This is a genomic window from Streptomyces griseoluteus (assembly GCF_004784465.1).
GTDB classification, from domain to species: domain Bacteria; phylum Actinomycetota; class Actinomycetes; order Streptomycetales; family Streptomycetaceae; genus Streptomyces; species Streptomyces griseoluteus.
The window spans coordinates 375,464-394,454 of sequence record NZ_SRRU01000009.1 but is presented as its reverse complement, the minus strand read 5'-3'; the positions used below and the strand labels follow the sequence as shown (position 1 = coordinate 394,454).

The window sequence follows — 18,991 nt, the reverse complement described above, 5'->3', positions numbered from 1 at the left end:
GCCCGTCCCTCGTCGGGGCGGGCCGCGCGCCCCCATGCCGGACTCACCCCCAGGAGCGCCCGCATGTCCCTCGACCGACGTCACTTCCTGGCCGGCGGCGCGCTGGCGCTGGGTTCGGCCGCACTGTCCGGCCCCCTGGCGTACGCCGCCCCCGCCGCCCGCTCGCTCGCCCCGGCCGCCTTCACCCGGCTCGCGCCCGGCAGCATCACCGCGCGTGGCTGGCTGGCCGGCCAACTCAGGCTTCAGCTCGACGGGTTGTGCGGCCGTTACGACCAGCGGTCGCACTTCCTGGACTTCGACGCCTCCGGCTGGGTCCACCCCGAGAAGCCCGGCTGGGAGGAACTCCCGTACTGGCTAAGGGGCTTCGTTCCGCTCGCCATCGCCACCGGGGACGCCGACGCGCTGGGCAGGGCCCGCCGCTGGATCGACGCGGTTCTGGCCACCCAGCAGTCCGACGGGTTCTTCGGCCCGCGCGGCTTGCGCACCTCGCTGGACGGCGGACCCGACTTCTGGCCGTTCCTGCCGCTGCTGATGGCGCTGCGGACCTGGCAGGAGTACTCGGGCGACCAGCGGATCATCCCGTTCCTGACCCGTTTCCTGACCTTCATGAACGCCCAGGGCAAGGGTACCTTCGACCACAGTTGGATCGCCACCCGCTGGGGCGACGGTCTCGATGTCGCGCTGTGGCTGCACGACCGTACCGGCGACGCCTTCCTGCTGGACCTCGCCGACAAGATGCACACCTGGGGCGCCGACTGGACCGGCCCGCTGCCCACCCCGCACAACGTCAACATCGCCCAGGGCTTCAGGGAACCCGCCCAGTACGCCCGGCGTTCCGGGTCGGCCTCGGACACGGGTGCCACGTACCGCACGTACGACCAGGTGCTCGGTACCTACGGACAGTTCCCCGGTGGCGGGTTCGCCGGGGACGAGAATCTGCGGCCCGGTTTCGGTGATCCCCGGCAGGGCTTCGAGACGTGCGGGATCGTGGAGTTCATGGCCAGCCACGAGCTGCTCACGCGGGTCACCGGGGACCCGGTGTGGGCGGACCGCTGCGAGGAGCTGGCCTTCAACATGCTGCCCGCCGCGCTCGATCCGCAGGGCCGCGCGGTGCACTACATCACCAGCGCCAACAGCGTCGACCTGGACAACGCGGTGAAGACGCAGGGGCAGTTCCAGAACGGCTTCGCCATGCAGTCGTTCCAGCCGGGCGTCGACCAGTACCGCTGCTGTCCGCACAACTACGGCATGGGCTGGCCCTGTTTCACCGAGGAGCTGTGGCTCGCCACCCCGGACCAGGGTCTGGCGGCCGCACTTTACGCACCCTGCCGGGTGACGGCCACGGTGGCCGGGGGCACGCGGGTCACCGTCACCGAGGAGACCGACTACCCCTTCGGCGAGACGGTCCGGCTCACTCTGTCCACGCCCCGCCCGGTCCGCTTCCCGCTGCGCCTGCGGGTGCCCGGGTGGTGCGCGGACCCGGTGCTCACGGTCAACGGCCGGGCGGTGGCCGCACGTCCGGGCCCCGCGTTCGTCACCGTGGACCGCACCTGGGCGAACGGCGACGTCATCGCCCTGAAGCTCCCCCAGCGCACCACGGTACGCACCTGGGCGGGCGGCAAGAACGCGGTCAGCGTGGCACACGGCCCGCTGACGTACGCGCTGAGGATCGGTGAGCGGTACGTCCGGTACGCGGGGGACGACACCTTCCCCGAGTACGAGGTGCACGCCACCACCCCGTGGAACTACGGGCTGGTACCGGGCGCGGTGCCGGAGTTCGTCCGGTCGGGGGGCGCGGTCCCGGCCAACCCGTTCACCCTGGAGGGCACGCCCGTACGGCTGACGGCGCGGGCCCGCCGTATCGCCGAGTGGGTCGCGGACGACGAGCACGTGGTCGCGCCGCTCCAGCCGGGCCCGGCCCGGTCCGCCGCCCCCGTCGAGACGGTGACCCTGGTCCCGATGGGGGCGGCTCGGCTGCGGATCAGCAGCTTCCCCACCGCCGCGCCGGACGGCCGGCCGTGGACCCCGGAGCCGCCGTTCCGGCGGATACGGAACAAGCACAGCGGCAAGGTGCTCGCCGTGGACAACATGTCCACGGCCAACAGCGCCCGGGTGGTGCAGTACGACGACACGCCGACCGGCGACCACGCCTGGCAGTTGCTCGACCGGGGGGACGGCTGGTTCCTGGTCCGCAACGGTCACAGCGGCAAGGTGCTGGGCGTGGACGGCATGTCGACGGCCGACAGCGCGCTGGTCGTCCAGTACGAGGACAACGGCACGGACGACCATCTGTGGCGGCAGCTGGACAGCGGTGACGGCTGGTTCCGGCTCCAGAACAAGCACAGTGGCAAGGTGCTCGGCGTGGACAACATGTCCACGGCCAACAGCGCGCAGGTCGTGCAGTTCGCGGACAACGGCACCGACGACCATCTGTGGCGGATCGGCTAGCCGCCCCGAGTCGTCCCGGTCAGCTCGGCCGGGACGACTCCAGCAGGTCGCACTCGATGAAGGAGGGCGGGCTGGTGCACAGGGCCGCCATGCGCTCGGCGAAGGCACGGGCCCCAGGGTCGTGGCGGCTGCGGCCGGCCGCCTCCAGGGAGGCGAACTCCAGCACCTCGTAGTAGCGGTCGTCCTTGCTCTTGTCCTTGAGGACGGCCTGGTAGGTGGGGCCGTGCTGCATGCCCCCGAAACGCCGGTCGATGTCCGTCGCCAGGGTGCGCATCTCGTCGATGCGGTCGGTCTCGAAGGCGATGATCTGCACGAACTTCTCGGCCACGGTTCCTCCAGCCGGCCAGGGCGCCGCCACCGGTGCGGGGCGGCTCAGCACCCAACGAAACACGGCGGGTGACGGTCGGCAATTCGTCACGGTGCGTTCGCCGTACGGCGCGCGCGGCCGTATCCGGGCGTCGGCTCAGCCGGGCGGCGGGGGCGGTACGGCCGGCGTCCGGCTCAGCTCGGCGGTGAACTGGGCGCCGGTGAGCAGGGCGAGGTTGGACAGCCAGAGCCAGATCAGGAAGACGACCGAGCCCGCCAGCGATCCATAGAGTCGGCTGTAGCCCCCCAGTACCGAGGTGTAGAGCGCGAAGCCGCCCGACACCGTGATCCACAGCGTGGCGGCGAGCACTCCGCCGGGCAGGCTGTGGCTACGCCGCTTGGCCTGCACCGGGCCGGTGCGGAAGACGACCACGATCAGCACGACCGCGAGGACCAGCAGCAGGGGCCAGCGCAGCAGGCGCCACACCCAGGCGACCGTGGCGTCGAGGCCGAAGAAGCGCCCGGCGGTTTCGGCGACCGGCCCGGTGAGCAGCAGCACCAGGGCGCTGACCACGAGCAGGCCGAGCAGCCCCAGCGCGGTCAGCACGATCCGGTGGGCCTTGCGCAGGGGCGAACGGTGGTCCTCGACGCGGTGCATGCGGTGCAGCGAGCGGCGGAAGACCGCCAGATAGCTGGAGGCGGACCAGATGGCGCTGGCCGTCCCGACGACCAGCAGCGGCCAGATCGCGGCATCGGGGCGCAGCATGCGGCCCAGTACGTCGTGGAGTTCGCCGCCGGACTCGGCGGGGGCGTAGGCGGTGACCTGGGTGATGAACCGTTCCGCCGTGCCGGGGCTGATCAGCGCGAAGGCGATGACGGTGACCAGGAGGGCGGGCAGCACGGTCAGGATGGAGTAGTAGGTGAGGGCGGCCGCGTCGTCGGAGACGTCGTCGCGCCACATGGACAGCGGCGTGCGGCGCAGCGCCGGGCCCCAGTCGGCGGGGCGGGGCGGGGGCGGCCGGGTGGCGGCGGAGGCGTGTGGTTCAGCGGACATGCGATACCTGGTGGGACCGGGCGCTCAGGCGCACCCGGCCGTGGACGGGACAGGGGGCGGCGGCCGATTCGGCCCGGCCGAGGAGCCGGGTGACGCCGGGCAGCACGGCGTCGGGGGTGGTGTCGGGCTGGAGCCAGAGGTGCAGCCGTACGGTGATCCGGCCGCGTCCGGCGAGGACGCGGGCGCGGCAGCGGGCGACGCCGTCCAGGGCGGCCGCGTCGCGGGCGACGGCCTCCTCCAGGGCGCGGGCGCGCACGGTGGCGCCGGGTGCGGGGAGCGCGATCAGCGGACGTCCGCCGCCGTGGAACTGGCGGGCGCACCACAGGGCGCCGAGCGCGGTGGCGGCGACGGAGGCGGCCGGCACGGTGGGTGTCCACCAGCTCCGGCTGCGCAGGTCGAGGACGCGCGTGGGGCTCAGGAAGGTGACGTCGCCGGAGAGTTCCGGCCACCAGGCGGGCATCCGGGCGCCCAGGGCCGGGTCGGCGGTCGCCAGCCAGGTTCCGGCGGCCAGCACGGCCAGCCCGGTGGCGGCGAGGACGCAGCGGTTCAGGGCGGTGCGCATCAGCTCCCTCCGGCGGTCGCCACGGCTCCCAGGGGCGCCGGCACGGCCTCGGCCGGGGGCGGGGTCCATACCGGCAGCGGGCGGACGGCGACCCGCAGTCGCAGCGGGCGGCGCAGTCCGCACCCGGCGAGGGCGCGGCGCGCGGCGTCGGCGATCTGGTCCCGGACGGCGGTGCGGTCGCCGAAGGCGAGGGCGGCGCGCACGGTGGCGCTGCGGCGCCGGACCCGTACGGCGACGGTGTCGACGCCCTCGGTCCCGGCGGCCGCGTCCCGGAGCAGCGCGGCGACGGCTCCCCGGTCGACGGCGACCCGCGTGGCCGGTACCGGAAAGTGGGCGGTGAGCAGGCCGCGCCGGCCGGGGGTGACGGCGAGGACGATCAGCCAGACGCCGAGCAGGGCGCAGCCGAGGGCGGCGGCGGTGACCGGGGGTTCGCCGGGGCCGTGCACGTACAGCCAGTGCAGGGCGCCGGTGCGCCAGAGGGCGGCAGGGCGGTGTCCGGTGTGCACCAGGATCAGGTCGGTGGCGAGGGCGCCGCAGGTCAGGGTGGCGAGCAGGGTGAGCACGCCGAGGGGCAGCCTGCGCTGGGCCCACCAGCGGCGCGGGACCCGGCCGCGGAAGGGCGCGGGGGCGGTTTCCGGGGCGCCGTCCGGTTCCGTCGTCCGGTCCGGCGTCAGCGCCGTGACTCCGACGCGGGCCGGATGTACGTCCAGGCCGGTCAACTCCCCGGTGCGGGCGGTCACATGGTCCTGGACGCGGCGCACGGTGGGGGTGAGCGGCGCCGGGTAGGGCAGAGCGACGTCGACCGCGATCTCGGCCCGGCCGCCGCGTACGGCGGCCGAGGAGCCCGTCGCCCGCGCGGCGCGGCCGGGCAGCGCCTCGGTGACGGCGCGTCCGGCGATCCGGCGGACGGCACGGTCGGAGACCGTGGTGGTGCCGCGCCGCTCGGGGGCGCTCATCGGCGGCCCCGATCGAAGGCGTGCCGCAGGTCCCCGGCGCGTCCGCCCCGGTCGAACCAGTACCCGACGGCGTAGCCCACCGCGCCGAGCGCGGCCACGAGCAGGAACGCGCCGAAGCCGCCGAACCAGCCGGCGAACGCCAGCGCGATGCCGGCGATCAGCCCTACCAGCGCTCTGTCCATCTCTCCGTCCCCTTCTTCCCTGCTCTTCTTGCCCTGCTGCCCTGCTGTGCTCTGCCCGTCCAGGCCCGCGGCCCCGACTCAGGCCACGCGGGAGGTGGTCTCCGGGGCGCTGTCCTCGTCGTCGGGGAGGTGGACGTCGTTGATGGTGACGTTGACCTCGACGACCTCCAGGCCGGTGATCCGCTCGACGGCGTCGATGACGTTCTCCCGAACGTCACGGGCGAGGTCGGCGATCGGGACGCCGTCCTCCACGACCAGGTCGAGGTCGATGGCGGTCTGCCGCTCGCCCACCTCGACCTTGACGCCCCGGCCGACGTTGGAACGGCCGCCGGGGACGCGATCGCGGACGGCGCCGATGGTGCGGGAGAGGCCGCCGCCCATGGCGTGCACACCGGGGATCTCGCGCGCGGCCACTCCGGCGACCTTGACGACGACGGCATCGGCGATGGAGGTCCGGCCGCGCGTGGCGGCGGGCTCGTCGGCTCCGGTGGCGCCGCCCGCGAGGGCCGTGGTGGCCGGCGGCTGCTTCGCGGTGGGGCCCGCGGGGGCGGTGGGGGACGCGCTCTGGACGCTCATGACCAGGTCCTCTCGATGGGCCGTACTGCTGTTGTCGTTCCGTTGGACCCGGCCGGTCCACGAATGTGACGCGGATTCCCGGATTTTCTCCGCTGAAGCCCGTCCGCGCCCCGATGACGCGCCCCATGACCTGCATCCACCTGGGTTTCCGCGCCTGAAGTAGCCGATGAGGGGCACGGCAGCAAAGGGGCGCGGCGGAAATCCGCGTCCCAAAGCCGCCCTGGAGGTGTCGAAGGGGCAGGACGACGGAGAGGAGCCGCCCGGTGTCGGGGGTCCGCAGACAGATCGCGTTTCCGGGACCGGAACGCGCGCCCGACGCCGCCCCGTCACGGGTGTCGGGGGAAGCGCGCCCGGACGGCGGCCTGCTGACGGTGCGGGCGGCCGAGGGCGACGAGGAGGCGTTCGCGGTGCTGGTGCGCGAGCACGCCCCGGCGCTGGTCGGCCTCGCCACCCGGCTGCTGGGCGACCGCGCCGAGGCGGAGGACGCGGTGCAGGACGCCTTCATCAGCGCCTGGCGGAGGCTGCCGGAGTTCCGGCGGCAGTCGTCCTTCGGGACCTGGATGTACCGCATCGTCACCAACCGCTGCCTGAACGTCCTCCGGGCGCGCCGGCCGGTGACGTCGCTGGAGGCGGCCGGGGAGTTCGCCGCGCCGGAGCACGACTTCCCCGAGCGGCTCACCGAGGCGCGGGACGCGGTGCGCGGGATGCGCCGGGCGCTGGACGACCTCTCGGCGGAGCAGCGGGCCTGCTGGGTGCTGCGCGAACTGGACGGACATTCCTACGAGTTCATCGCGGAGACGGTCGGCATCAGCCAGGAGGCGGTGCGCGCCCGCGTCTTCCGCGCACGACGCTGTCTGACACGAGCACTGGGGGCCTGGCGATGACCACGCACACCGACCCGCCCGACCGGTACACCGGGCCCGACGGCGACGACGAACAGCTCGCCTGCGGACGGCTGCTGTCCGGCGTCTGGGACGGCTGGGAGCAGGCCGACCCCGACCCGCACCGCGCCACCTGCCCGTACTGCAAGGACGCCGTCCGGGAGCTGACGCTGCTGGAGTCGACCGTACGGGAGCTGCGCGAGGAGACCATCCCGGGGGAGACCGGCTACGACCCCTCCGCGCTGACCCGGCGCGTGATGGACGTGGTCCGGATGGAGCTGCGGCCCGGCCGCCCGGTGCCGCTCGGGGACGACGACGAGGACCTGTGGGTGATGGAGGCGGTCGCCGCGCGCACCCTGCGGGCCGCCGCCGAGACCGTCACCGGGGTCCGCGCGGGTTCCTGCCGGATCACCCCGCCGGACACGGGCCGGGGCGAGGTGACGGTGCGCCTGGAGGTGCACGCCCCGTTGGGTGTGCCACTGGAGGAGGTGGCCGAGGAGGTACGGCGCCGGGTGACCGGGGCGGCCCGGCTGCGGCTGGGGCTGCGGCCCGCGGCGGTGGACATCCGGATCGTCGACCTCGTGGACGGTCCGGCCGGATTCGAGGAAGGACCGGGCGATGACTGACCGCGCGCTGCGCACCACGCTCACCGAGGAGATCACGGCGGCCGTCGAGGCCGTGCCGGGGGTGGCGTTCCTGCGGCCGGGCCTCGGCGGGCGGCTGCGCTCGGCGCTGCCGCACGGCGCGAGCGCGGCCAACGGCGGCCGGGCGGTGCCCTCCGGGGTGCGGCTGAGCCGGCCGGACGAGGCGGGCCCGTGGCAGGTGGAGATCCATGTCGTGGCGCGCGGCCACGTCCGCACGCTGGACGTGGCCCGTGATGTCGCACGGGCCGTGGAAGTACGGCTGGCCGGGCTGCTGCCCGGCCGGGAGGCGCCGAAGGTCACCGTGACCGTCAGCGGGCTGGTCTGAGCCCGGAGCCGTCGTCGTTGTTCGTCCGGGTGACCAATCCGCGGCCGCTGTGGCCCCGGATTACGCGGGGACGACTTCCGCCGCCCCGGGCGGGAGCGCCGCCCCGGCGCAACGTGGGAGAGGACAGTTGTGAAGGAAGCCGTCTACATCGGCAGGAACCCGGCAGCGGAACCGGACTTGCAGCAGTTGCTGCACGAGGTGGCCCTCGGTGATCAGGAGGCGTTCGCCTCGGTCTACGACACCGTGGCCGGCCCGGTGCTCGGGGTCGTCCGGGCGGTCCTGCGCGACCTGGCCCAGTCGGAGGAGGTGGCCCAGGACGTGCTGGTGGAGGTGTGGCGCACGGCTCCGCGCTACCGGCCCGACCGGGGAACCGCGATCAACTGGATTCTGACGCTCGCGCACCGGCGCGCGGTCGACCGCGTCCGCTCGGTGGAGGCGGCCGCCGCCCGTGACACCAAGGCGGCGCTGCTGGACCGTACGCCGGAGTACGACGAGGTGACCGAACAGGTGGAGTCCCGGCTGGAGCAGGAGCAGGTGCGGCGCTGTCTGCGCACGCTGACCGACCTCCAGCGGCAGTCGGTGACGCTCGCCTATTACCGGGGGCTGACCTATCGGGAGGTCGCGGAGGCGCTCGCGCTGCCGCTCGGCACCGTCAAGACACGACTGCGCGACGGCCTCATCCGGCTGCGCGACTGCCTGGGGGTGACCGCGTGACCATGACCGATCCGCACACGCTGACGGGCGCCTACGCGCTGCACGCGCTGCCCGACGACGAACGCGCCGGCTTCGAGCGCCATCTCGCCGGCTGTCCGTCCTGCGCCCGCGAGGTGGAGGAGTTCGAGGCGGCCGCGGCCCGGCTGGCGCTGGCTTCGACCGTGCCGGTGCGCCCGGCGATGCGGGAGGAGGTGCTGCACCGCGTCGGCTCGGTGCGCCAGCTCACGCCCGGCACCACCCCGGTGGAGCGGGTGCGCCGGAGCAAGGCGCTCGGCGCGGCCCCGGCCCGCTGGGCGCTCGCCGCGTGCGTGGCGGCGGCGGCCGTGTTCGGCGGCACGGCGGTGTGGCAGTACGACCGCGCCCAGGACGCCCAGCAGCGGGCGGCGCGAGCGGAGCGGCAGGCGTCCGACCTGGCCGGGGTGCTGGCCGCGCCGGACGCCAAGTCACGCACGGTGAGAGTGGCCGGCGGCACCGGCACGGTGGTGGTCTCCGCCCAGCGTGACCGGGCGGTGTTCGTGTCGTCAAAGATGCCCGAGCCCCCGAAGGGCAAGGTGTACCAGCTCTGGTTCGACGACGGCGGCACGATGCGCGACGCCGGCCTGATGGACCCGGCACGCGCCAGCCAGTCGGTGCTGTTGAAGGGCCCGGTGGACGGCGCCTCGGGCGTCGGCGTGACGGTGGAACCGGCGGGCGGCTCGGCCAAGCCGACCAGCGCCCCGGTGACGGTGCTGAGCATGCCGTCGTAGCCGGAGACGCTGCGAAAGGACAGGAGGGGAGCCCCGGTGAGCCGGGGCTCCCCTCCTTCGTGGACCGGTGTCAGCGCGGGGGCAGTGGGAAGAAGCCGCTGGTGCGGGAGGCGTACTCCGCCCAGCCGGGGCGGCCGGCCATACGGCGCTCCAGCAGACGCTTGCCACTGCCGTTGATCAGCAGATAGCTCATCACCAGCGGTGAGAGGAACGAGACGACGGCGGGTGCGGGTCCGCCGTCGCAGGCGATGAGGAACAGGCCCCACCAGACGCAGAAGTCGCCGAAGTAGTTGGGGTGCCGGGTGTAGCGCCACAGACCCCGGTCCATGATGCGGCCTTCGTTGGCGGGGTCGGCCTTGAAGCGGGCCTTCTGGGCGTCGCCGACGGCCTCGAAGAAGATGCCGACCGCCCACAGGGCCGTCCCCAGCCAGGCGAGCACCGAGACCGGGCGGGTCGCGTACTGGGCGGCCTGCACCGGCAGGGAGACCAGCCAGACGAGGGCGCCCTGGAGCAGGTAGATCATGCGGAAGGCGTACAGGTTCCGGTTGCCGGACCCCTTGTCGAGCAGCTCCTCGTAGCGCGGGTCCTCGCCGTGACCCCGGCCGCGCCGCCCGATGTGGACGGCGAGCCGCAGGCCCCAGACGACGGTGAGGGCGGTGACGAGGGCCCGGCGGGCGAGGTCTCCCTCGCCCGCCGACGCGCCGAAGGTGGCCAGGGCGACCGCGGCGAAGGCGGCGCCCCAGGCGATGTCCACGATCCGGTGCATGCCCTTGCGTACGGCGACGGCGAAGGTGATCACCATGACGCCGAGCGCGGTGAGCGCCGCCCAGCCGAGGTTCGCGGCGAAGGCGCCCCAGGCGAAGCCGCTCACACCAGGTCCCGGTACCAGTCGGCGGCCTCGGAGAGGTCGAGCCCGCTGGCGCCCTTGCGGTCACGGCGTACGGAGAGGATCTGGTCGACGCCCATCCGCCCCTCCTCGAAGGCGAGCGCGCCACCGACCAGGTACAGCCGCCATACACGGGCGGTCTCGGTGCCGACCAGGGCGACGACCTCGTCCCAGCGGCGTTCCAGCGTCCGGTGCCAGGCGGCGACGGTGCGCACGTAGTGCTCGCGCATCGACTCCGTCGACCGCACCTCCAGACCTGCCGCCTCCAGGAGGGCGACGGTGTCGCCGAGGGGCCGCATGTGCATGTCGGGCGCGATGTACGCCTCGATGAACGCGCCGCCGCCCGGCGCGTTGGCGCCCCGCGACATCTGCTGCACCAGCACCCGGCCCTCGGGGCGCACCATGCGGTGCAGGGCGGCGGCGAAGGCGGGATACTCCTCGTCCCCGACGTGCTCCCCCATCTCGACGGTGGCGACCGCGTCGTAGGCGGAGCCGGTGATGTCCCGGTAGTCCTGGCACACCACCTCCACGAGGTGCTCGAGACCGCGCTCGCGGACCTGCTCGCGGACGTGGGCGGCCTGTTCGCGGGCCAGCGTGACGGCGGTGACCCGGGCCTTGTGCCGCCCGGCGGCGTACAGGGTGAGCGAGCCCCAGCCGCAGCCGATGTCGAGCAGCCGGGAGCCGGCGGTGAGGCCGAGCTTGCGGCAGATCAGCTCCAGCTTGGCGCGCTGGGCGTCGGCGGGGTCCATGTCCTCGGCGGTCCAGTAGCCGCAGGAGTAGGCCATGGTGTCGTCGAGGAGGAGGCGGTAGAAGTCGTTGGACAGGTCGTAGTGGTGGCTGATCGCGGCCCGGTCGCGGGCCTTGGTGTGCCGGTCGCCGCGCAGCCGGGCCTCGGTCGCGGGTGCGGGCAGGCGGGGCCCGACGACGCCGAGCCGCGCGGCCTCCCCGACCGCGCGGGCCCAGTCCGCCAGGGTGAGCCGGGGGGTGTGCGCGCCCCGCTCGCGCGCGGAGGTCCAGGCGGCGCGCAGCCCCTCGGCGAGGTCGCCCTCCACATCGAGTTCACCGGTGATGTACGCCTGGGCCAGGCCGAGTTCGCCGGGCTGCCAGAGCAGGCGGCGCAGCGCCCGGCGGGAGCTCAGGACGACGACGGGGGCGTCGGACGGGCCGGTCTCGCTTCCGTCCCACGCGCGCAGCCGGACCGGCAGCGGGGCCCCGAGCGCGTCTTCGACGAGCACGGCCAGCCGGTGTGCGGCGCCGGTCCGGACGGGGGTGCGGAGGTCGGTCATCGAGTGGGCTCCTTGGTGAGCAGGTACTGCTGGACGTCGAGGTAGCCGGAGCGGAATCCGGCCTCGGAGTAGGCGAGGTAGAAGGTCCACAGGCGGCGGAAGACATGGTCGAAGCCGAGGTCTTCGACGTCCTCGGCGCGCTCGGTGAACCGTTCGCGCCACAGCCGGAGGGTTTCGGCATAGTGCGCGCCGAAGGCGTCGCGCCGGGTGACGGCGAGCCGGGTGTGCTCCCGCACGGTCTGGTCGACGGCTTCGACGGAGGGCAGCAGGCCGCCGGGGAAGATGTACTTCTGAATCCAGGTGTGGGTGTCCCGGGAGGCGAGCATCCGGTCGTGCGGCATGGTGATGGCCTGCAGGGCGACCCGGCCGCCGGGGGCGAGGCGCTCGTCGAGGGTGCGGAAGTACACGGGCCAGAACTCGGCGCCGACCGCCTCGATCATCTCCACGCTGACGATGGCGTCGTAGGTGCCCTCGGCCTCGCGGTAGTCGCACAGTTCGATGGCGACCCGGTCGGCGAGGCCCGCCTGGTGCACGCGCCGCCGGGCGAGGTCGCGCTGCTCGCGGGAGAGGGTCAGCGAGGTGACGTGGGCGCCGCGGGCGGCGGCGCGCAGGGCGAGTTCGCCCCAGCCGGTGCCGATCTCCAGCAGCCGGGTGCCCTCGCCCACCTCCGCGAGGTCCAGCAGCCGGTCGATCTTGCGGTGCTGGGCGGCGGGGAGCAGGGCGTGCTCGGCGGGGAAGCCGCGGAAGACGGCGGAGGAATAGGTGAGGGTGTCGTCCAGGAAGAGCGCGAAGAGATCGTTGGAAAGGTCGTAGTGACGGCTGATGTTGTCGCGGGCGCCGGTCCGGGTGTTGCGCTGGGCGGCGGGCTGGCGCAGCGCCCACAGGCGGCGCAGCCGTTGCAGCGGGGCGGGGACGAGGTCGGCGGCGTGGGAGGCGAGCACGGTGAGCGCGCCGACCAGGTCGGGGGCGTCCCACTCCCCCGCCATGTACGACTCGCCGAACCCGATCAGGCCCGTCGTGCCGATGCGGGCGTGGAAGGCGTCCGCGTCCCGCACCTCTATGAGCGGTCCGCCCTGGCCCAGGACGGTGCCGTCGGGAAACCGTACCCGGAGCGGCAGCCCGCGCAGGGCGTGCCGTACGACGGCGGCGGCGACGGTACGCACCGGCCGGGACGCCTTGGGCACGGCGGCCACGTCGGGCCAGCGGCCGGCGTCCACCGGGGCCGGGACCGCTGCCGCGCCGGTCCTGGTCGTGGGGCGGGGGTGGGCTGTGGTCATGTCGCGTTCTCCGGGTCGTGGCGGACCTGGCGCGGCTGCACCGGCAGGCCCCTGAGGAACAGGCGGATGCCGTGGAAACGGATGGCGGCCGACACCGCGAGGGTCGACCAGGGGTGGCGCAGGGAGAGCCGGAGCAGCGCCCCCGGTGTGGCGGGACGGCGGGTGCCGTGGACGGCGGCGGTGAAGGGCGGGCTGCCCGGCCGGTCCAGCCGCAGGGAGAGCTGGAGGCGTTCGCCGGGCAGCGGGAGCCGCATGTGGTAGCGGCCGTCCACCGGATAGAAGGGCGAGACGTAGAACTCCTTGTCCACGTCAGCCCTGCCTGCCGCGTCGGTGTGCAGCAGGTAGGCGTGGCGGCCGCCGTAGGTGTTGTGGACCTCGGCCACCACACAGCGGGGGCGGCCGTCCGGGTCGTGGCACCAGTAGAGGGTGAGGGGGTTGAAGACGTGGCCGAGGACGCGCGCGTGGGTGAGCATCACGACGCGGCCCCCTTCGAGATCGATGCCGTGCTCGGCGAGGAAACCGTCGAGCGCGGCCCGGATCGAGAGGGCGCGGCCGGTGAAGTGGTCGCGGGCCCGGAACCTTGCCAACGGGCGGAGCAGCCGGGGCAGTTCCGGTATGTGGTCGGTGTCCACGAGCCACATGTAGGTGCGGTGGCGCAGGGCGTGGTGGACGGGCGCACGCCGGGTGTGCCGGACCACGCACGGGTAGAGGGCGGGCGTGGTCACCAGGTCACCCCCAGCGCCTTCGCGGCCGCGACCCCGCTGCGACAGCCGTCCTCGTGGAACCCCCAGCCGTGGTAGGCGCCGGCGAACGCGGTGACGGCAGTGGCGAGTTCGGGCAGCCGCTGCTGGGCCGCCACCGACTCAGGGGTGTAGACGGGGTGTTCGTAGTTCATCCGGGCCAGCACGCGCGAGGAGTCGACGCGGTCCTCGCCGCCGAGGGTGACGAGGTAGCGCCGGGAGGCGTCCAGACGCTGGAGCCGGTTCATGTCGTAGGTGACGCGTACCCGGTCCGAGCCCGCCGCGCAGTTCGGCATGAGGTAGTTCCAGGAGGCACGGGCGCCCGGCGCCCGGGGCAGCAGGGCTACGTCGGTGTGCAGCAGGGTGGTGTTGTGGGAGTAGCGGAAGGCGCCCAGCACCTCCTTCTCGTCGGCGGAGGCGTCCCCGAGCAGCCGGAGCGCCTGGTCGGGGTGGACGGCGACGACGACGTGGTCGTAGGAGTCGGTGGTGCCGTCCCCCGTGGTGATGTCGACGCCGTCGGCGTGGCGCAGGATGGTGCGGACCGGGGCGCTGGTGCGGACCTCCTGCACCTCGGCCGCGACCCGGTCGACGTAGCTGCGTGAACCGCCGGTCACGGTGCGCCACACGGGCGATCCGGTGACGGAGAGCATGCCGTGGTGGTCGAGGAAGCGGAAGAGGTAGGCGGCCGGGTAGTGCTGCGCGGTCTCGGCGTCGCAGGACCAGACGCAGGACACCAGCGGGGTCATGAAATGGGCCCGGAAGTACGGGGAGAAGCCCGCCCGGTCCATGAACTGGCCCAGCGTGAGCGTGGAGCGGCCGCCGTGCTGCAGCAGGGCGCGGGCGGCCCGGTGGAAGGCGGGGACCTCGGCGAGCATGCGCAGGTAGGGGGCGCGCAGCAGGTTGCGGGGCTGGGCGAGCAGGCCGCGGGCGCCGCGCGCACCGGCGTACTCCAGGCCGCAGCCTTCGCACCGCACCGACATGCTCATCTCCGACTCCTGCGTGGCTACGCCGAGTTCGCGGAAGAGGCGGAGCAGGTTCGGGTAGGTGCGCCGGTTGTGCACGATGAAGCCGGAGTCGACCCGGTGGATGCGGCCGTCCGGGGCCATGAGGTCGTGCGTGTGGGCGTGGCCGCCGAGGCGGTCGTCCGCCTCGTACAGGGTGATGTGGTGGGCCCGGCGCAGCACATGGGCGGCGGTGAGTCCGGCGACTCCGCTGCCCACGACGGCGGTTCGGCGCATCGTGCTTTCCCTTCGAGGGAGTGGGGCGGCAAGGGGGAAAGGGCTGCGCGCCCGCCCGCTCCGGTGACCCCGGAGCGGGCGGGCGCTGCCGGGTGGGTCAGCTCTTGGGCATCAGGACGGTGTCGATGATGTACACGTGGGCGTTGGCGGTCTTCACATTGCCGCAGACGACCTTCGAGGAATCGTTGACGGTGTACGACTCGCCCATGCCGGAGGTCGTGACCTTCGACTTCTCCAGCGTGTCGAAGGAGCCGTTCTCCAGGTCCTCCGGCGCGAGCTTCTGGCCGACGACGTGGTAGGTCAGGATCTTGGTGAGCTGGGCCTTGTCGGCGAGGACCTTGTCCAGCGTGGCCTTCGGGATCTTGCTGAAGGCGTCGTTGGTGGGCGCGAAGACCGTGATGTTCTGCGCGTTGTTGAGGGTGTCGACCAGACCGGCCTTCTTGACCGCGGCGACCAGCGTGGACAGCGCCGGGTTGTTCGAGGCGGCCGTGGCCACCGGGTCCTTGGCCATGCCGTCGAAGGAACCCGCGCCGCTCTTCGGCACCGAGGAACAGGCCGGGCCGAACGGCTGGTCCATGGAGGCGCCACCCATGCTCTCGCTCGCCTCGGGCGAGGAGGCGGCGGCCGCCGACGAGTCGGACTTCCCGCTGTCCTTGGCATCGCTGGAGGAGCAGGCGCTCAGGGCGAGGGGCAGCACCGCGGCGGCGGCGAGGGTGACGGCGGCACGGCGGGTACGGGTGGTGGTCATCATCTCTGCGTCATCTCCTGAGTGGCGTGCGACGGGGGCCGCGCCGAGGGTCGTAGCGGGAAAAGCCGATTCGGGGCGGAGGGGAAACATGCGGCGCCGGTGGAGTCGGGGCGGCTCGTGGCAGTCGGCGCCCCGACTCCTCCGAAGAGCGGTCCGCCCGGCGCGCCCAGTGCGAAGCGCGCCGGATCGGCCGGCGATCGGTGGTCCCGCTCTTCATCCCTCACACCGGGAATCCGGATCTGCCGCCGGAGCGGATTGGTCACTCCCCCGATCAGGTGAAATAAAGATCGAGACCCATCCGGCGAGCCTCCGGCCCCGGACATGAATCCCCGCTCCGGGGACCTGGGAGGCGCCCGCGGCCCGCCGCGCTTACGATCCCCACGTGGCAGACATTCCCGACAGCCTCATCGCCCTGGAGCGGTCCGCCGAGGTGGAACGGGCCAAGCTGGCCGGTCTCACCGGGAGCGAGTACGACGCCCAGCGGCGCCGCTGGCGCACGGCGTACGACGCCGTGCGCGCGGCCATCGCCGACCGGTCGGCCGCGACCGGCGAGGACCGCGGCGCGCTGGAGCGGTCGGTCCAGGAAGCGGTACGGCACGCCCAGGAGGACCCGGCGGTCGAGTAGCGCCCCCGTCCCGGAGCACTCCGGCATGCGGCGGCCGCGGTCCTGGGCCACGCTCGGGACATGACCCCGGAGACACCCGTCGTGATCTACCCGCCCGCCCCGGACGGCGGCAGGCGGGTGCGCGTCGGTGACCGGTTCGTCGGCATGGCCTACACCGTGCTGGACGTCGTGGAGTTCCTGCGCCGGGCCGGGCCCGAGGGCCTGGCCTCGGTGGAGGAGGCGGACGTCGTCGGCGCGGAGTGGGTCGAGTGGCAGGGCGCGGGTCCACGGGAGTGGCCCCGCTGAACAGGGGAACCCGGCCCCTCACCGGCGGCGAACTGCCGTACCGGCGGCCCGGATTGCTCGGGCAGAGACAGCCTGACCCAGATGAGAGCGCGAGCCGGAGCACCGTCGGGACACCGGCCCGTCAGGTCCGAACGCTACGAGGAGCGAGTGTCATGCCCAAGCAGATCGAGCACGTCATCCAGGACATCGAGGGCCGCACCGCGCTCGACGCCCTCACCGGTCCGGCCGCCGAGCTGGTGAACAAGGTGACGCAGCCGACCGGCGTCAAGAACGCGCTCTCCGGTACCTGGCTGGGCCACGCGCTGCACCCGGTGCTGACCGATGTGCCCATCGGTGCCTGGGGCATGGCCACCGTGCTGGACCTGACGGCGGGCGAGCGCGGCGCCGTGGCGGCGCGCAAACTCGTCGGCTTCGGCCTGCTCGCCGTGGTGCCGACGGCCGCGAGCGGCGCGTCCGACTGGGCCGACACCTTCGGCGGCCCCCAGCGGGTCGGCCTGGTGCACGGTCTGCTCAACAGCGCGGCGACCGTGCTCCAGGCCGCGTCCTGGGTGGCCCGGCTGACCGGCCGTCGGCGCGCCGGTGTGGTGCTGAGCGGGGTGGGCCTCGGCCTGACCGGCGCCTCGGCCTACCTGGGCGGGCACCTGTCGTATGTGAACGGCGTCGGCGTCAACCACACGGCGTTCGAGGAGCCGACCGGCGAATGGACGGACGTCGCGGCGCTGACCGCGCTGGAGGAGGACAAGCCGCTGCGGGTCGACGCGGGCGGTGTGCCGGTGGTGCTGGTGCGGCACGGCGGCACGGTGAACGCCCTCTCGGCGACCTGCACGCACGCCGGCGGCCCGCTGGACGAGGGCAAGGTCGACGCGGACGGCTGCCTGCACTGCCCCTGGCACGGCAGCGCGTTCCGGCTCTCCGACGGCGAGGTGACGCGGGGTCCGGCGACGGTCCCGCAGCCGGACTGGGACGTGAAGATCTCCCAGGATCGGGTGCTCGTGCGGGCCGCGAACGCCTGAACCGGCGGCACGGGCGGGTCGGGTGAGGCGGGCGCCGGGATGACGAACCGCATCCGCACGGTGGGACACTCCACGCGTGACTTCGACGAGCTGGTGACGATGCTGCGGAACCACGGCATCACCCATCTGGTCGACGTGCGCTCGTTCCCCTCCTCGCGGAAGTTCCCGCAGTGGAACCGGTCGGCCATCGAGGAGGCGCTGCCGCCCGGCATCGAGTACCGCTGGATTCCGCAACTGGGCGGACGGCGGCACACGCCCAGGGACGTGCCCAGTCCCAACGGCGCCTGGCGGGTGAAGGCTTTCCGGGACTACGCCGACCACATGGCCACGGACGAGTTCCGGGAGGGTCTGGACGAACTCCTGGAACTGGCCGAGCACGGCCGGCCCGCCATCATGTGCAGCGAGGCGGTGCCCTGGCGCTGCCACCGCAGGCTCATCACGGACGCGCTGCTGGCGGCGGGCGCGGACGTTGACCACATCATGTCGGCGACGAGCACCAAGCCGGCGTCGCTGAACGAGAACGCGCACGTCGAGGACGGGCGCCTCACCTACCCGCCACCGTCCGGGGAGTCCGACGGGTGCGAGGGGTCCGACGAGGCGGGACCGTGAGCCGGGGCACGGGCCGCCTGGAGCGGGTCTGGGAGTGGCTCGCCCTGCACAAGCTGATCCGGCGCGGCAAGGAGCTGGAACTGCTGCACCGGGCCATGGGGTTCGCCACCCTCGCACTGGTGACCCTGGCCCCGCTGCTGATCGTGGTCGCCGCCGCCGACCCCTTGGTGCGCGGCGGCTTCCCCTCCTGGCTGTCGGACGGCATGGGGCTGTCGGGCCGTTCCGCGAAGCTGCTCAACGAGGTGTTCAGCCCCCCGCGCGAGGTCATCGGCACCACCAGCGCGTGGAGCATCCTGATGCTCGCGGTGTTCGGGGTGTCCTTCGGCGGCAGTGTGCAGAACGCGTTCGAGCGCATCTGGGGGCTGCCCGCCGGGCGCTGGCACCGGGTGTGGCGGCAGGCGACCTGGTTGCTGGTACTGATGGCGTACCTGTACCAGGAGGTGCAGACCGGGACGACCGTGGAGGGGTTCTCCCGGACCTTCCTGACCACGGTGACCACGCTGTTCTTCTTCTGGTGGGGGCCGTGGTTCCTGCTGGGCGGCCAGGTCCGCTGGCGTGAACTGCTGCCGGGCGCGATCGCCAGCGTGGTGGGCCTGGCCGGGCTGCGCGCCTTCTCCACGCTGGTCTTCACCCCGCTGATCGTGACCAACGCGCTGAGCTATGGGGCGGTCGGCACCGTGCTGGTGGTGTCGTCCTGGCTGATCGGCGTGGGGTTCGTGGTGTACGGGGGCGCGCTGTTCGGCCGCTGGTTCACCGAGCATCACTGGGTGCCGTCGCACGATGACGATGACGATGACGGACGCGAGAGGCGCGAGGAGGGCGGCTGAGGGGGGGGCGGCCGGGCTCTGCGGTGGGCGTGAGCGGGCGGCGGGGGGAGCATGGAGGGGTAC

General features: G+C 73.5%; 23 protein-coding genes. 11 read left to right on the top strand and 12 right to left on the bottom strand.

The annotated features are described in order from the left end of the window. Window positions 1-63: 63 nt before the first annotated feature. Window positions 64-2,448, top strand: coding sequence for an RICIN domain-containing protein (locus E5082_RS25140; protein ID WP_135793511.1), 2,385 nt, complete (start codon window positions 64-66; stop codon window positions 2,446-2,448). A 19-nt stretch (window positions 2,449-2,467) separates the two neighbouring features. Here the strand turns inward: E5082_RS25140 and E5082_RS25135 are convergent, their stop codons facing one another. The 6 genes from E5082_RS25135 to E5082_RS25110 form a co-directional block, all read right to left on the bottom strand. Then, window positions 2,468-2,776 carry a hypothetical protein gene (locus E5082_RS25135; protein ID WP_135793510.1) on the bottom strand — a complete coding sequence of 103 codons (309 nt, stop codon included), beginning with the start codon at window positions 2,774-2,776 and terminating at the stop codon, window positions 2,468-2,470. A gap of 135 nt (window positions 2,777-2,911) precedes the next feature. Continuing rightward, window positions 2,912-3,808, bottom strand: a complete 897-nt coding sequence (locus E5082_RS25130) for a YihY/virulence factor BrkB family protein (RefSeq protein ID WP_135793509.1) — start codon at window positions 3,806-3,808, stop codon at window positions 2,912-2,914. Further along, entirely contained in the window at window positions 3,798-4,370 is a 573-nt protein-coding gene (locus E5082_RS25125) for a hypothetical protein (RefSeq protein ID WP_135793508.1), read from the bottom strand. The genes E5082_RS25130 and E5082_RS25125 overlap by 11 nt, the downstream gene beginning before the upstream one ends. Next, a complete protein-coding gene (locus E5082_RS25120; protein ID WP_135793507.1) occupies window positions 4,370-5,326 on the bottom strand; it encodes a DUF6286 domain-containing Asp23/Gls24 family envelope stress response protein in 957 nt (318 codons plus the stop codon). Before E5082_RS25120 ends, E5082_RS25125 begins: the two co-directional genes overlap by 1 nt. Beyond that, complete coding sequence (locus tag E5082_RS25115; protein WP_086694531.1) at window positions 5,323-5,508, bottom strand: hypothetical protein; 186 nt, start codon at window positions 5,506-5,508, stop codon at window positions 5,323-5,325. Before E5082_RS25115 ends, E5082_RS25120 begins: the two co-directional genes overlap by 4 nt. Window positions 5,509-5,586: 78 nt before the next feature. After that, window positions 5,587-6,084, bottom strand: coding sequence for an Asp23/Gls24 family envelope stress response protein (locus tag E5082_RS25110; protein WP_135793506.1), 498 nt, complete (start codon window positions 6,082-6,084; stop codon window positions 5,587-5,589). A 332-nt stretch (window positions 6,085-6,416) separates the two neighbouring features. On the opposite strand from E5082_RS25110, the gene E5082_RS25105 reads away from it, so the two are divergent. The 5 genes from E5082_RS25105 (at window position 6,417) to E5082_RS25085 (ending at window position 9,394) form a co-directional block, all read left to right on the top strand. Next, a complete protein-coding gene (locus E5082_RS25105; RefSeq protein ID WP_190045219.1) occupies window positions 6,417-6,968 on the top strand; it encodes an RNA polymerase sigma factor in 552 nt (183 codons plus the stop codon). After that, on the top strand, window positions 6,965-7,591 hold the full coding sequence (locus tag E5082_RS25100; protein WP_135793505.1) for an Asp23/Gls24 family envelope stress response protein: 627 nt from the start codon (window positions 6,965-6,967) through the stop codon (window positions 7,589-7,591). Before E5082_RS25105 ends, E5082_RS25100 begins: the two co-directional genes overlap by 4 nt. After that, window positions 7,584-7,934 carry a hypothetical protein gene (locus E5082_RS25095; protein ID WP_135793504.1) on the top strand — a complete coding sequence of 117 codons (351 nt, stop codon included), beginning with the start codon at window positions 7,584-7,586 and terminating at the stop codon, window positions 7,932-7,934. Before E5082_RS25100 ends, E5082_RS25095 begins: the two co-directional genes overlap by 8 nt. Before the next feature lie 129 nt (window positions 7,935-8,063). Beyond that, window positions 8,064-8,648, top strand: coding sequence for a sigma-70 family RNA polymerase sigma factor (locus E5082_RS25090; RefSeq protein ID WP_086694527.1), 585 nt, complete (start codon window positions 8,064-8,066; stop codon window positions 8,646-8,648). Continuing rightward, entirely contained in the window at window positions 8,645-9,394 is a 750-nt protein-coding gene (locus tag E5082_RS25085) for an anti-sigma factor (RefSeq protein ID WP_135793503.1), read from the top strand. Before E5082_RS25090 ends, E5082_RS25085 begins: the two co-directional genes overlap by 4 nt. Before the next feature lie 70 nt (window positions 9,395-9,464). Here the strand turns inward: E5082_RS25085 and E5082_RS25080 are convergent, their stop codons facing one another. The 6 genes from E5082_RS25080 to E5082_RS25055 form a co-directional block, all read right to left on the bottom strand. Then, window positions 9,465-10,265, bottom strand: coding sequence for a DUF1295 domain-containing protein (locus tag E5082_RS25080; protein WP_135793502.1), 801 nt, complete (start codon window positions 10,263-10,265; stop codon window positions 9,465-9,467). After that, a complete protein-coding gene (locus E5082_RS25075) occupies window positions 10,262-11,566 on the bottom strand; it encodes an SAM-dependent methyltransferase (RefSeq protein WP_135793501.1) in 1,305 nt (434 codons plus the stop codon). The genes E5082_RS25080 and E5082_RS25075 overlap by 4 nt, the downstream gene beginning before the upstream one ends. After that, a complete protein-coding gene (locus E5082_RS25070; protein ID WP_135793500.1) occupies window positions 11,563-12,843 on the bottom strand; it encodes an SAM-dependent methyltransferase in 1,281 nt (426 codons plus the stop codon). Before E5082_RS25070 ends, E5082_RS25075 begins: the two co-directional genes overlap by 4 nt. After that, window positions 12,840-13,571 (bottom strand): DUF1365 domain-containing protein, encoded by a 732-nt coding sequence (locus E5082_RS25065; RefSeq protein ID WP_135793499.1) that lies wholly within the window; start codon window positions 13,569-13,571, stop codon window positions 12,840-12,842. The genes E5082_RS25070 and E5082_RS25065 overlap by 4 nt, the downstream gene beginning before the upstream one ends. Beyond that, window positions 13,565-14,821, bottom strand: a complete 1,257-nt coding sequence (locus E5082_RS25060) for an NAD(P)/FAD-dependent oxidoreductase (protein WP_135793498.1) — start codon at window positions 14,819-14,821, stop codon at window positions 13,565-13,567. Before E5082_RS25060 ends, E5082_RS25065 begins: the two co-directional genes overlap by 7 nt. A 97-nt stretch (window positions 14,822-14,918) precedes the next feature. Continuing rightward, the gene (locus E5082_RS25055; RefSeq protein WP_229918750.1) at window positions 14,919-15,572 is read right to left on the bottom strand and encodes a fasciclin domain-containing protein; all 654 of its coding nucleotides are present in this window, start codon (window positions 15,570-15,572) and stop codon (window positions 14,919-14,921) included. A gap of 379 nt (window positions 15,573-15,951) precedes the next feature. Here E5082_RS25055 and E5082_RS25050 point away from each other — a divergent pair, with 379 nt between their 5' ends. The 5 genes from E5082_RS25050 (at window position 15,952) to E5082_RS25030 (ending at window position 18,928) form a co-directional block, all read left to right on the top strand. Next, complete coding sequence (locus tag E5082_RS25050; protein ID WP_135793497.1) at window positions 15,952-16,194, top strand: hypothetical protein; 243 nt, start codon at window positions 15,952-15,954, stop codon at window positions 16,192-16,194. Window positions 16,195-16,254: 60 nt separating this feature from the next. Next, on the top strand, window positions 16,255-16,479 hold the full coding sequence (locus tag E5082_RS25045) for a hypothetical protein (protein ID WP_135793496.1): 225 nt from the start codon (window positions 16,255-16,257) through the stop codon (window positions 16,477-16,479). A gap of 152 nt (window positions 16,480-16,631) precedes the next feature. Further along, entirely contained in the window at window positions 16,632-17,492 is an 861-nt protein-coding gene (locus E5082_RS25040; RefSeq protein ID WP_135793495.1) for a Rieske (2Fe-2S) protein, read from the top strand. Window positions 17,493-17,531: 39 nt separating this feature from the next. Beyond that, window positions 17,532-18,101 carry a DUF488 domain-containing protein gene (locus tag E5082_RS25035; protein ID WP_135793494.1) on the top strand — a complete coding sequence of 190 codons (570 nt, stop codon included), beginning with the start codon at window positions 17,532-17,534 and terminating at the stop codon, window positions 18,099-18,101. Next, window positions 18,098-18,928, top strand: a complete 831-nt coding sequence (locus E5082_RS25030) for a ribonuclease BN (RefSeq protein WP_229918749.1) — start codon at window positions 18,098-18,100, stop codon at window positions 18,926-18,928. The genes E5082_RS25035 and E5082_RS25030 overlap by 4 nt, the downstream gene beginning before the upstream one ends. Window positions 18,929-18,991: the final 63 nt, after the last annotated feature.